Genomic DNA, 13,557 nt, shown 5'->3' with positions numbered 1-13,557 from the left:
AGAGCATTGGTTGGTTTAGGACATACAATAAAAAGGAACCGTTTTTTACTGAATAGCTGAATGGATATCTACCAGTTGTAAAATCAAAACGGCATCTCATGCCACCAACTCATAGTCTTGAATAATTCCGGTTGAATAGGAGACAATTTTAATAGAGCTTCCAGCCAATGGGCCCACTTTTCTTCAAAATCATCTTTATACACAAGTACTGTCAGAATAATGTTCAAGAGGGGCAGAAAGTGGGTAAACTATTGATATAGAAGAAAAAATGAATTGTGGAAGATACTTAAGAAGGGAGGAATACAAATGCGGAACTGGATGACACCTATCATGTATACCTTGATGGGCCTCGCTGTGTTTTATGTAGGTTTTCAGTTGATTACCAATACCTCCAGCTTCCTGACTTCCATTGTGATCATGATCGGATTTGCAGTGCTGGTATATGGTGCTATATACTTTCTTTTCCTTCGGAACCGGGGCTTTGGCGGTGGTGGGAATAAGAACGAAATGAAAAAATACAAACAAGCAGTCAAACAATCCAAACAGAAATATAAGCAGCCTACCCCGACAATTAAAAAAAGTAACATAGCTAAAACAGCCGTGAAATCTTCACCTCTAGGAAGAAAGCCCCGCAAACGGTCCAGCGCCAGTCACCTCCGTGTGATTGAGGGCCACAAAAACAAAGACAAAAATCGAGCCTCATTTTAAAGGCTCGATTTTTTTAATGCTTCCAACGCTTCAAAAACGTTCTAGCTCGATCATTTCCTATATTCATGATTCGTTCCTTTTCTTCTTCGCTCATATTAAAGTTCGTTACTTCCACCTCTTCCATAGGTATGAAGATGACGTCCTTACTCGTTTTAGGAGAGATGTGCCTGGCGTCGTGGGCCTGCTGCATCGTTTTAAACAAGGCATGAAACATGGCAATGGCATTTGTAATTTTACGCTCAGGAAGGCGTTCAGGACGGTCCGTCAACTTCATACCTATAATCGGACGCTTCCGTACTCCACTTTTACCTTCCCAGAGCCATATCGGAAAGTTACTGAGCACTCCTCCATCGACGATAACAGACTTCCCTTTTTTTCCGTGAATCTTTACAGGTATGAAAAAATAAGGAAGGCCTGAACTCATCCGTACCGCCTTCGCTACCGAAAAAGTAGCTGGATCAATTCCATACACCTTTTTCAAATCATCAGGAATGACGACCATTCGACCGAGAGTCAAATCAGAACAAATGACCTTCAATGAACCTGGAGGGATATGAGCAAACGTTCGAACTCCTTTTTCCTGGAGCCATTCTTCCAATACACACTCAAGCTTATTTCCTTTATACAACCCGAGTTTAAAATAAAGCAGCAGCCATTTTGTAAATGGAAACAAACGATCCGTTATCGGAACGTCAACCAATTCATCAAATGAAATGTCTTTGATTTTCTCTTTCAATTCCTTAGCGGAGTAACCGGCAATTGTCAAACTCGCTAGAATAGCACCGGCAGACGTACCTGCAATTCTTTCGAATGTATACCCTTGTTCCTGCAATTCTTCCAGTGCACCAATGAAAGCAAGTGCCTTCATTCCTCCACCAGAAAAAACACCATCGACTTGCATTTACCCCACCCCCACCTTTATTAAGTATAAAAACGATATGAATAGTTTAGAACAAAAACAAAAGACGCATAATTTATATGCGTCTTTAATCTTGTTCGTTCTGAACTTCGTTATTTCGTTGGACAACCCTTAATTCGTCCACTCTTTCCGGCTTTTCATCGAAATATTGGACCAAATCCCCAATCCGATCAATAGAATTCCAACTTAAGTGATGTTCGATACCTTCCACATCATCATAAATATTTTCATGATCCACGCCTATGATTTCTAAAAACTGTTCCAGGAGTTCATGACGGTATACGAGTCGTTTCCCCACCTTCTTCCCCTTCGGTGTGAGAATCAACCCTCTGTACTTTTCATAGTTCAAATATTGATCCCTATCTAGCTTCTGGACCATTTTCGTTACAGAGGAGGGGTGAACTTGAAGATTTTCAGCAATATCAGAGACCCTCGCATACCCTTTATCTTCAATAAGCATATAAATTTGTTCAATATAATCTTCCATACTTGGCGTTGGCATGATAAACCCCCAATAACCATTCTTATGTAGGTGTTTCATAAGAATGATACACTAGTTTTCACTCCGTGACAAGAAAACGCCATGGAAAGAAATGCAACAAGCGGTCCCTGGAACCGCTTGTTATCACTTACAACCCACATTTCAACTGGGCATTACAGTTGGTACATGTATTACATCCGCCTATATCTTCTACGGTACCTTTACGACAGACCGGGCAGGTGTCGCCTACCTCCGAACCGATGGTCACTTTCGTCTTACCTAACTCATGAACGGTATCCATAAGGACTACACGTGGTCCTTTGTCTTCTTCAAACTGCAATTCAGTCTGTTCACCGGTGAAATCATTTTCTTCAGCTTTAAGCGTAAGGACCTGACTGTCACGGCTTCCATCCACATATACCGTTCCACCTTTGGCTCCACCACGGTACAGCCTTTGATAAACTTCTTCCACCTGTTCGACAGAATAACCCCGAGGAGCGTTGACCGTTTTTGAAATCGAGCTGTCGACCCAGCGTTGGATGATACATTGGGTATCAGCATGGGCTTCAGGGCTCATCGTCATAGCTGTAACAAACCATTCTGGGAGATTATCCGGGTCTTGATCAGGGTTTCTCTCTAAATACTCTTTCACAATATCTGCTTTCACTTCGATGAACTTGCCTAAGCGTCCACTTCTGTAGTAAGAGAACGAGAAGTACGGTTCCAAACCTGTACTTACCCCGACCATTGTTCCTGTACTTCCCGTCGGTGCTACAGTCAACAGATGTGAATTTCGGATTCCGTGCTCCATAACTCCTTCACGAATATCTTCCGGCATATCTTTCATATACCCTGTGTTGATGAATTTTTTCCGTAATTCTAGAGTTTCCTCTTCGTTTTCTCCTTCCAGGAAAGGAAAACTCCCTTTTTCTTTAGCCAGTTCAATGGATGCCCGGTAAGCAGTCGCAGCGATCGTTTCAAAGATTTCATCAACCAACTGATTGCCTTGTTTGGATCCATATTCAGTTTCACAATAAATCAACAAATCATGCAGCCCCATTACCCCTAGGCCAACACGTCGTTCTCCTAATGCCTGGACCTTATTTTCTTCCAGGAAATAAGGAGTAGCATCGATCACATTATCCTGCATACGTACACCCGTTTGAACGGTGCGCTTCAGTTTTTCGAAGTCAACCGTTTTATTCTCTTTATCCGCCACTGCAGCTAAATTAACCGCAGCCAGGTTGCATACTGAATATGGGGCAAGAGGCTGTTCACCACAAGGATTGGTAGCCACTACTTTTTGACCGTATGCAGTAGCATTCGTTTTTTCATTTGCATTATCAATGAAGAAAATTCCCGGCTCAGCAGAATAGGTCGCACAAATGTTAATTAAATTCCAAAGCTCTTTTGCTTTGACGGTGCGGTAAGTCCGAATACCAAAACCTCTTTTTTCCCACTCACGAACGTCTCCACTCGCCTGCCATTCGTCGTTATAAGTATCCATTTCCTCAGAAGAATAGTTTTCTACATCCGGGAACCTTAAATCGTATTCATCATCATTCTCTACAGCATCCATGAACTCTTTTGTGATGCAGACAGAGATGTTTGCGCCGGTAAGAAAATCAGGGTTATGAACCGTATATGTGCCTCCGGTATGGAGTTTTTCTTCCGCTTCTAATATTCCCTGTTCAGTGAAGCCACCCATTCCCGGCATGTGTTTATAATTGAGGATTCCCTGGTACAGATCCTTCTCAGTTTCAGTAAGAGGTGTGAATTTAAGTTTATCTTTAGCCAGCTGTTTGATTTGTTCATCTTCGGTATTTTCGATCAAGAAACGGAGGATTCTGGGATTTTGCATTTTCGATATGATGAACTCAAGGATATCGGGATGCCAGTCTGCCAGCATAATCATTTGCGCACCACGTCTTGATCCACCTTGTTCAACTAAGTGAGTCAGTTTAGCAATGTCATCCAACCAGGATACAGACCCTGATGATTTTCCGTTGACACCACGAGCTAACGTATTGCGAGGGCGTAGTGTCGATCCATTCGTGCCGACGCCTCCCCCACGTGACATGATTTCCATCACCTGTTTTCGGTGATCTGATATCCCTTCACGTGAATCCTGGATATATGGCATGACGTAACAGTTGAAATAGGTCACATCCGTCTGTGAACCTGCACCGTACAAAACTCTTCCAGCCGGTATGAAATTCAATGTGGAGAGTTCTTCGTAAAATTCTTCGAAACTCTTCTGCTTCTTCTCAGGATCCACTTCAACTTCTGCCAGTCCTGTTGCATTACGAAGGGCAATCTGCTCATAAAAAACTTCAAGAGGTTTATCAATAGTATCTAAATTCCGAGTGATCAATCCTGTAGTTCTTTCCTCTTCACGATCAAGGACATTCAAAAATTCATCTTCTACTTTTACGACTGCCTGATGCTTTTCCCAATCCATCTCATGAATGAAGCCAAACCCTCTTGCTGGAAATTTAGGATCATCTTTGACTGTCAATACTACAAAGTCGCCTTTAGACAATGTCAGCTTTTCCGTATCTTTAAAAGCATAGCGGTCAAGCATAACCAGCCTTGAAACTCCTTTGTGTGTAATGGTCATTTCAGGAGTAATTTCATGTACTTGTGGGAATTGACGTATGTCTCTATTCAACCGTTCCACGTTGATCTTTGTATGAACGTCATCCGTCTTTGTTATCTGCATCTTGTAACCTCTCCCCTTAATAGAATCCATACTGCTGTTTCAATATGTTGTATTAGTAACATACCACATATACAAAATATTAATCAATATATTGTGTTATTTATATTTTATTTTTCTATATATAGTGTTTTTGAACGAATGTGTTGAAATTTGTCAATCAGATAATTGTATGTAAATCAGAGAAACACAGAGGTATATAAAGGAAATAATACGTTATACACTCTCTTTGACCAATTTCATCTGTTGCAAATCGGAGAACTTTTCATAGGTTTCTATGATGGAATTTGTAACCTATGGAAAGAAAAATTTTTTTTGAAAACGAAGCGATTCCCTCCTATAATAGATAGAGGAAAAGAGAAATGGGGGGACAATCATGGACTTATGGATCTTAATCGCGGCGGTCGCTGTCTTGATCGCGTTCGGTTTGTATAGATTCTTCAAAGCAAGAAAAGTACTGACAACTCTGACAGAAGACGAATTCCGTCAAGGGTATCGAAAAGCTCAACTGATTGATGTACGTGAACCGAATGAATTTGAAGGCGGTCACATTTTAGGGGCTCGAAATATACCTCTTTCACAAATGCGCAACCGCTTAATAGAAATTCGTAAAGACAAGCCCGTGTATCTGTATTGTCAAAACGCTACCCGCTCCACGAGAGCCGCAATGATGCTCCATAAAAAAGGATATGAAGACTTGAATATTCTTAATGGAGGATTCAAGAAGTGGACAGGCAAAATTAAATCCAAGAAATAATAAAAAGCCGGACGGTGATATGCGACAGCATCCGTTCGGCTTTTTATTTACGACAATTATTTGAAAAATTAGACAATTTTTATTAATATTGTATTTATTAGAAAAAGGAGGTCTTTGATGGCGAAATACATAGCTATGCGATTGTTTTATTTAATCCTCACTGTATTTATGATTGCCTCTGTCACATTCTTTTTGATGAAAATGCTTCCAGGTACACCTCTTACAGCAGCGGATAAGCTCTCAGAGGAACAACAAGCGATTGTTCTGAATAAGTATCACCTTAACGACCCGGTCCCTGTACAATATGTCCGGTATATGAGTGATTTAGCCACAGGGGACTTAGGAGTATCATTTCAATTTGATAACCGGGCAGTTACGTCCATTATCAGCGAACGGATAGGGCCGTCGGTTCAGATTGGAACGCAGGCACTGGTTTTAGGTACAATTATCGGACTTGCTCTCGGGATGATATCAGCTATCTTTCACAATAGTGCGCTGGACACTTCATCTACCATATTCGCCGTATTCGGCCAATCGATTCCAGGATTTATTTTTGCTGGTTTACTTCAATATTTCCTCGGAGTCCAACTAGGCTGGTTTCCAGTAGCCATGTGGGGGACCTTTGCTCACACTGTTCTTCCTACGTTAGCGTTAGCTATTTTCCCAATGGCCATAACAGCCAGGTTTATGCGTACGGAGATGCTCGAAGTCTTGGGGTCTGACTACATCACCACAGCAAGAGCAAAAGGATTGAATCGTTCCATTATCATATTCAAACATACATTTAAGAACTCCTTGATTCCTGTAATTACTGTCCTTGGCCCACTAGCTGTCGGGCTGATGACCGGAACGTTTGTCATTGAAACGATCTTCGCCGTTCCTGGAATTGGTGATCAATTTGTCAAATCAATCAGTACAAATGACTTCCCTATCATAATGGCTACTACACTGATACTCTCTGTAGCTTTTGTAACTATGATATTGATTATTGATTTATTATACAGCTGGATAGACCCTAGAATCCGCCTGCATTAAACAGGATTTGTCTGCAGTTTTTTATACGAAGCTCAGTTAAATTCCGGTGTTATTTTGACTTGATAACCAAAAGAGCCGAAGCCTTTGATAAATGGCTTCGGCTCTTTTGATATTATTCTTTGCTATAACTAAGGACCGGTTTACGAGCAGCAAGCGTTTCATCCATACGACTGACTATTGTCGTGTGAGGTGCTTCCTGAACGATTTCCGGATCTTCTTTCGCTTCATTGGAAATCTGAATCATTGCATCTACAAACGCATCCAAAGTTTCTTTCGATTCCGTTTCAGTAGGCTCGATCATCAATGCTTCCTCTACGTTGATAGGGAAGTAAATCGTAGGCGGATGATAACCGAAATCCAACAGACGTTTAGCCATGTCTAATGTACGGACGCCTAACTTCTTCTGTCGTTTACCTGAGAGAATGAATTCATGCTTACAATGACGATCGAATGGGAGATCAAACTCTTCTTGAAGTCTTCTCATCATATAGTTTGCATTGATTACAGCGTATTCACTGACTTTTTTCAAACCTTCGTGGCCCATTGTACGAATGTACGTATAGGCACGAACATTGATTCCGAAGTTTCCATAATAAGGTTTGACGCGACCGATCGATTTTGGTCGATCATAATCAAAAACGTAAAGGTCGTCCTTCTTCTTCAATAATGGCTTGGGCAAGTATGGTTCGAACTCAGCGGTTACACCGACCGGCCCGGATCCAGGACCTCCACCGCCATGGGGACCGGTGAATGTTTTGTGTAGATTCAAGTGAACGACATCAAAGCCCATATCTCCAGGTCTGGCATACCCGAGTATAGCGTTAAGGTTGGCTCCATCATAGTAAAGCTTCCCTCCTGCATCGTGAACAATAGCTGCCATCTCTTCAATGTCTTCTTCAAACAAACCTAGCGTATTAGGGTTTGTAAGCATCAAAGCCGCCGTCTGTTCGTCAACTACACGTTTCAAATCCTCCAAATCCACTAATCCGCGCTCGTCTGACTTTACCGTCACAGCTTCAAAGCCGGCAACTGTAGCAGAAGCCGGGTTCGTTCCATGGGCAGAGTCCGGCACGATCACTTTCGTTCGATTATAATCCCCGTTTGCTTCATGGTAAGCACGGATCATCATTAACCCTGTCCACTCCCCATGCGCTCCGGCAGCTGGTTGCAAAGTCACCGTATCCATGCCGGTAATCGCTCCCAGAGACTCTTGCAAGTCATACATCAAATGCAGTGCGCCCTGGACCGTTTCAGGAGATTGGTAAGGGTGAATATGACTGAACCCGGTCAAACGGGCTATATCTTCGTTCATTTTAGGATTGTACTTCATAGTGCAAGATCCCAATGGATAGAAACCGGAGTCCACCCCATGGTTCCGTTTAGATAACGCCGTATAATGACGCATGATTTGTAATTCACTGACTTCCGGGAGTTCCGGGTCATTCGAACGGACATACTTTTCACCGATCATATCGTCGATATCCGCTTCTGGTACATCAAAATCAGGCAGACTGAACCCGGTCCGCGTTTCCTGGCTTAGTTCAAAAATGAGTGGAAAATCTTTATTGGCCATGGATATCCCCCAATTCCTTAACAAAATCATCAATCTCATCTTTCGTTCTGACCTCAGTGACTGCGATAAGCATATGACCATCCAGTTTTTCATCAGTCATAGATAAATCATATCCTCCGATGAACCCTTTCTGTAAAAGCTTTTGATTTACTTCCGTCACATTTTGTCCAACATTAACGACAAGCTCATTGAAGAACGGTCCTTCATAGGCAACTTTCATGCCACGGGCTTGTAATTGCTTTTTCATATATGCAGCTTTTTGAATGTTCATCCAGGACATCTTCTTAAGTCCTTGTTTTCCAAGGGATGACATGGCCACTGATGATGCCAATGCATTCAATGCTTGGTTGGAACAAATATTGGAAGTGGCTTTATCACGCCGGATATGCTGCTCGCGAGCTTGAAGAGTCAGTACAAAACCTCTACGCCCCTCTTCATCGACCGTCTGCCCCACTAGTCGACCCGGAACCTTCCGCATCAATTTTTTTGTAGTGGCAAAGTACCCACAGTGCGGCCCACCAAACTGAGCAGGGATACCAAATACCTGAGCATCGCCGACGACAATATCAGCACCAAATTCACCAGGAGGAGTCAGGTACCCTAATGCAAGGGGATTACTTGATGTAATGAGCATCGTTTTCTTTTGTGTATCCACAATTTCCCGCACCTTAGCCAAAGGTTCAATTTGACCGAAAAAGTTAGGATATTGTACGACTACCCCAGCTGTATTTTCATCAATTTCTCTCTCTAATTGATCTAAATCAGTGAGACCATTTTTATGATCGATTTCTACAACTTCTACACCCGGACCCTTGGCATAAGAATGGATGACCGCTAAGGATTCTGGATGAATGGCTTTTGAAACCAAAACTTTCTTTTTCTTCGTCTGACCTGCAGACAAGTTGACCGCTTCCGCTAAGGCTGTCCCACCATCGTACATGGACGAGTTGGCGACATCCATACTGGTGAGTTCACAAATCATCGTTTGAAATTCAAAAATCGCCTGTAACTCTCCTTGGGAAATTTCCGGCTGATACGGCGTATAGGCTGTATAAAATTCAGAACGTGAGATGACATGGTCCACAATGGAAGGAATGTAATGATCATATACACCCGCACCTAAAAATGAAGTGTGCGATTTCAGTGTTACATTTTGGTCCGCAAGCTGCGTCAATTCTTTCGTCAGCTGGTATTCATTCCTCGGTGGTTTGATATCAAGTTCACCTTTGAATCTTATGTTCTCCGGAATATCTGCAAAAAGTTCCTCTGATGTTTGAACACCGATGCGGTCAAGCATTTCTTTCTTGTCACTATCGGTCATTGGCAAGTAACGAAATTCCATCCGTATATCCCCCTTGAATCTGTTATCGTTTATAAAAAGGTGTAGATACCACTTTTGCTTTCAGCTTTCTTTTACGGACCTGAACAGTCACCTCTGTCCCCTCTTTGGTATAGGGTTCATCCAACAAGGCCAGCCCAACATTTTTACCGAGGGATGGTGATTGTGTACCGGTGGTTACAAAGCCGATCACCTTTTCCCCGTCCAGGACTTCGTAATGGGTGCGAGGAATTCCCTTATCCAGCATTTCTATACCGACAAGCTTTCTCTCTGGTCCTTCTTCTTTCTGTTTTTTAAGTACTTCCTTACCGATGAAGTCTTCTTCTTTATTAACTTTCACTGCAAAGTTAAGCCCTGCCTCAATCGGAGTGATATCTTTGCTGAGCTCCTGACCGTACAGCGCCAAGTTCGCTTCAAAACGCAAAGTATCACGAGCTCCAAGCCCCACAGGCATAACACCAGACGATTCGCCCGCTTCTAATACCATCTGCCACAAGTCTGCACCTGACGAGCTAGGAAGGTAGATTTCAAAACCATCTTCTCCTGTGTAACCTGTGCGTGACACAATCGCTTTTCCTTCTACCCCGCGGAAAGCCACGTCTTGTTCAAAACGAAAGAATTTAATAGAAGATAGATCGGTGTCTGTTAAGGTTTGTAAAATTTCTTCAGCTTTGGGGCCCTGTAGTGCCAGCTGGACATATTCATCTGAGACATCCGTTATTACAACGTCACCTTCTTGATGGTCTTTCAGCCACTGGTAGTCTTTTTCTCTGTTGGCTGCGTTAACGACCAACAAATAACGATTTTCTGCCAATTGGTACACAATCAAATCATCTACCGTCCCACCATCTTCATAACACATGATTGTGTATTGAGCTTTTCCAGGTTCTAACTTGGATGCATCATTTGTGAGCATTTTTTGCAGAAAGTCTAAACTGTCCTTTCCTTCAATAAGAATTTCCCCCATATGGGAAACGTCGAAGAGGCCGGCTTTCGTTCGTGTTGCCGCATGCTCTTCCTTAATACTCGAAAAATGAACAGGCAAATCCCATCCGCCAAAATCAATGGTTTTTGCTCCTAGTTTTTTGTACTCTTCATAAAGTGGTGTACGTTTTATTTCTGCCATCCCAATCACTCCCTAAAGACTTAAAATAAACACAAAAAAGAGACTCCATCGTTATTACCGGGAGTCTCTGTCCATTCACCAGAAAGTTTCACGACTTCAAGCTTCCTTCTATATCTGCCGCTTGCTTCTTGGGTGGTTTACCATCGTAGTAAACTCTCTCCAGAGTCGCGTCCTACAGGGGTTCTTTTGCCTGAGAGATTCACAATCGATGCTTGCTCCTTCGGCGCTACAAGTGTAGTCTCTCCCCCTGTAGTCATTCGCTTTGGTATTTTATTAGATTTAGTAGGGCATACTATTCTGTAACGTATGGATACACTTCTTATCAGTCTTGTCCATTATATCAAGAATATCTGTCAAAGAACATGGAAATTCTGCAATTATTCTCAATCTTTTTACATTGTTTCAAATTAGATGGAGGCTTATGAAAATGATCGAGATTCAAAAGGACCAATCATTCATCCAAACTTTGACCAATCATTTAGACCATCCTGACAAACTTACAAATTGGGATGGGTTTAAGCTTGCATATCAAGCTGCAACTTTCACCACTATCCCTCAATTCGATGGACTGCTGGCTCTCGACCACCTCCCCCACGTCGATTTTTTAGAACATCAGGTGGATGCGGCCAATAAAGTTGTCCACCAGATGAACGGTCGTGCCATTCTCGCAGATGAAGTCGGTTTAGGTAAGACATTAGAAGCCGGATTAATTTTAAAAGAATATATGATAAGAGGGATCGCTAAAAAAATTTTGATTTTGACACCTGCATCTCTTGTTAACCAATGGGTGCAGGAGCTGAATGAGAAGTTTTATATTCAAGCTGCATCTCCGAGAAAAAAACAAGCTGCTTGGAAGGATTGGGACGTAACCGTTACTTCCATTGATATGGCGAAAAGGGAACTTCATCGTGAGGAAATTCTCTCCATTCCATATGACCTGATCATTATTGATGAAGCACATAAATTGAAGAATCACCAGACAAAAAACTATCAATTTGTGCAATCTTTGAAAAAAACCTACTGCTTGTTACTGACAGCTACTCCGATTCAAAACAAATTAAGCGATCTTTTCAACTTAATATCCATCCTGAAACCTGGGTACCTTGGAAATTTGACCGACTTTAAAAAGAAATATCAAACACATGCGAAAAACAACGGGAACATCGAGCACATTCACTCCCTGGTCGGTAAGATGATGATACGAAATAGAAGGAAAGATACCGGACTGGACGCTTCCAAACGAGAGGTGGTCAATGAAAGGCTGACATTCACCGAGGAAGAAGCCGCTTTGTATCAAGAGCTTGAAACTCTGAAACGTAATCACCCTTCTTTCACTTGGCTCACACTGGCTAAAGAGCTCTGTTCATCGAGAGAAGCGTGTTACATGTCACTGAAACAAATGAAGAGTAATGCAGAATCTGAATCTGAAAATATTTATGACTACTTCATTGAAAAGATCGGACAATTACCTCATCATGTCAAAGCTAAAAGAATGGCTGAAATCATTGAGCAGTCCGGTGAAAAGTTTATCGTCTTCACTGAATACAGGGCGACACAGTTTTATTTGCAGTGGTATTTACAACAGCACGGCATTTCATCTGTCCCATTCAGTGGTAAATTCAACAAAAGCAAAAGGGATTGGATGAAGCAGCTATTCAAAAATAAAGCACAAGTCATGATCGCAACCGAAGCTGGCGGCGAAGGGATCAATTTACAATTTTGTCACCAGATGATTAATTATGACCTACCTTGGAATCCAATGCGCCTAGAGCAGAGAATCGGAAGGATCCATCGTTTCGGCCAAGAAAAGAACGTAAAAATATATAATTTTGCCATTGAAAATACAATCGAGGACCACATCATGAAAATGCTCTACGAAAAGATAGAAATATTCAAAAATGCCGTCGGTGATCTTGACCTTATACTTGAACAAATACCCGGCGGATCCTTTGATCAACAAGTACAATCGATCATGAGTCAATCTGAAAGCCAGGGAGAAATAGAAATAAAGATGAACAACTTGGTCAGTTATGTCGAATACTCCATCAACGAACGGAGGGAATCCAGTTGAATACAAAACCTCATTTCGATTTCCTTCGTCAGTTTTTCAATTCTTATGAATGTCCAGTTATTGAAGAAAGTTCTCATCACTTGAAAGTACAACTGACAAGCCAAATGGACGAGGAAATTATGAACCGGCCATTTTATTGGCATTATATGAAAAAAATGAATCGACCGGGTGACCCCATGCGATTGACTTTCACTCATACAGATCACGCTCAGGATGGGGGGATCTTTTTGCATGCCGGAACACCAAAGCTTCACACCATTTATCAGACGGCTATGGAAAAGGGGAAAACAGCCCGTTTATACGAAGTCATTCAACAGCCCATTCAAAATGGAGCTCTGACTCCCTGGCTTGTTATCAACCTCCTTTTGCATTACCGCGGCAAGCAGACGAAAGATGAACCCTTATCTTTCGGCTTGAACTTAATCCATGGAACATTGATCAAAGGGATGATGGAATGTTTAGATGGTCATGATTTTGACAGGAAAGTGTCCGACTATTGCTTCCCAATGACTCCAGTCATTAATCTTAAAAGTGCATATTCAAGAATTGAAAAATTTGTTGAGAACTACACAACGACATTGGATGATAGCTGGATCAAAGATTCCCTTCACCAATTAGAAGAAGAGAAAAGCCTTCTTGACTCTTTTTATGCTTCAGAAGATATCGGTCTGGATCAGTTCACCCAAGAAAGAGAACAGCTGGATACAAGGTATCGGCCACGATTCTCTATTGAAGTAATCAATGGCGGAATTTTTTACATGTCCCAGCAGACCAGTCAGCATCTTTTAATGAAAAAACAGCCGTAACCAAATGGTTACGGCTGTTAAGC

11 protein-coding genes and 2 riboswitches are annotated in these 13,557 nt (G+C 42.0%); of the genes, 5 read left to right on the top strand and 6 right to left on the bottom strand.

Annotation, left to right across the window (positions count from 1 at the left end; genetic code table 11):
- Positions 1–306: 306 nt before the first annotated feature.
- On the top strand, positions 307–708 hold the full coding sequence (locus tag LCL89_RS01840; RefSeq protein ID WP_197316431.1) for an SA1362 family protein: 402 nt from the start codon (positions 307–309) through the stop codon (positions 706–708).
- A 13-nt stretch (positions 709–721) separates the two neighbouring features.
- Here LCL89_RS01840 and LCL89_RS01835 read toward each other — a convergent pair whose 3' ends face one another.
- The 3 genes from LCL89_RS01835 to LCL89_RS01825 all read right to left on the bottom strand — a co-directional run bounded on the left by LCL89_RS01835 (position 722) and on the right by LCL89_RS01825 (position 4,830).
- A complete protein-coding gene (locus LCL89_RS01835) occupies positions 722–1,609 on the bottom strand; it encodes a patatin-like phospholipase family protein (RefSeq protein ID WP_224807364.1) in 888 nt (295 codons plus the stop codon).
- An 85-nt stretch (positions 1,610–1,694) separates the two neighbouring features.
- Positions 1,695–2,129, bottom strand: coding sequence for a transcriptional regulator MntR (gene mntR, locus LCL89_RS01830; protein WP_197316433.1), 435 nt, complete (start codon positions 2,127–2,129; stop codon positions 1,695–1,697).
- 127 nt (positions 2,130–2,256) lie between these two features.
- Positions 2,257–4,830, bottom strand: coding sequence for a vitamin B12-dependent ribonucleotide reductase (locus LCL89_RS01825; protein WP_224807362.1), 2,574 nt, complete (start codon positions 4,828–4,830; stop codon positions 2,257–2,259).
- A 373-nt stretch (positions 4,831–5,203) separates the two neighbouring features.
- On the opposite strand from LCL89_RS01825, the gene LCL89_RS01820 reads away from it, so the two are divergent.
- On the top strand, positions 5,204–5,584 hold the full coding sequence (locus tag LCL89_RS01820) for a rhodanese-like domain-containing protein (RefSeq protein ID WP_197316435.1): 381 nt from the start codon (positions 5,204–5,206) through the stop codon (positions 5,582–5,584).
- 117 nt (positions 5,585–5,701) lie between these two features.
- Positions 5,702–6,619 (top strand): ABC transporter permease, encoded by a 918-nt coding sequence (locus LCL89_RS01815; protein ID WP_224807360.1) that lies wholly within the window; start codon positions 5,702–5,704, stop codon positions 6,617–6,619.
- Positions 6,620–6,731: 112 nt separating this feature from the next.
- Here the strand turns inward: LCL89_RS01815 and gcvPB are convergent, their stop codons facing one another.
- The 3 genes from gcvPB to gcvT are packed head-to-tail and all read right to left on the bottom strand — an operon-like array spanning position 6,732 to position 10,657.
- Entirely contained in the window at positions 6,732–8,192 is a 1,461-nt protein-coding gene (gcvPB, locus tag LCL89_RS01810; RefSeq protein ID WP_224807359.1) for an aminomethyl-transferring glycine dehydrogenase subunit GcvPB, read from the bottom strand.
- Positions 8,182–9,534 (bottom strand): aminomethyl-transferring glycine dehydrogenase subunit GcvPA, encoded by a 1,353-nt coding sequence (gcvPA, locus tag LCL89_RS01805; protein WP_224807358.1) that lies wholly within the window; start codon positions 9,532–9,534, stop codon positions 8,182–8,184. The genes gcvPB and gcvPA overlap by 11 nt, the downstream gene beginning before the upstream one ends.
- A 22-nt stretch (positions 9,535–9,556) precedes the next feature.
- Positions 9,557–10,657: a glycine cleavage system aminomethyltransferase GcvT gene (gcvT, locus tag LCL89_RS01800; protein WP_224807357.1), complete on the bottom strand. Its 1,101-nt coding sequence runs from the start codon at positions 10,655–10,657 to the stop codon at positions 9,557–9,559.
- Between the two features lie 65 nt (positions 10,658–10,722).
- Positions 10,723–10,822: riboswitch (glycine riboswitch) on the bottom strand.
- Positions 10,823–10,825: 3 nt separating this feature from the next.
- Positions 10,826–10,914: riboswitch (glycine riboswitch) on the bottom strand.
- A 164-nt stretch (positions 10,915–11,078) separates the two neighbouring features.
- On the opposite strand from gcvT, the gene LCL89_RS01795 reads away from it, so the two are divergent.
- Together LCL89_RS01795 and LCL89_RS01790 are read left to right on the top strand one after the other, a co-directional pair.
- Entirely contained in the window at positions 11,079–12,728 is a 1,650-nt protein-coding gene (locus tag LCL89_RS01795; protein WP_404813383.1) for a DEAD/DEAH box helicase, read from the top strand.
- Positions 12,725–13,534 carry a YqhG family protein gene (locus tag LCL89_RS01790; protein WP_197316440.1) on the top strand — a complete coding sequence of 270 codons (810 nt, stop codon included), beginning with the start codon at positions 12,725–12,727 and terminating at the stop codon, positions 13,532–13,534. The genes LCL89_RS01795 and LCL89_RS01790 overlap by 4 nt, the downstream gene beginning before the upstream one ends.
- Positions 13,535–13,557: the final 23 nt, after the last annotated feature.

The sequence above is a fragment of the Halobacillus yeomjeoni genome (assembly GCF_020171525.1).
In the GTDB taxonomy this organism is placed as follows: domain Bacteria; phylum Bacillota; class Bacilli; order Bacillales; family Halobacillaceae; genus Halobacillus; species Halobacillus yeomjeoni.
Note: the sequence above shows the minus strand (reverse complement) of the source record. Positions and strands in the feature narration are given on the sequence as shown.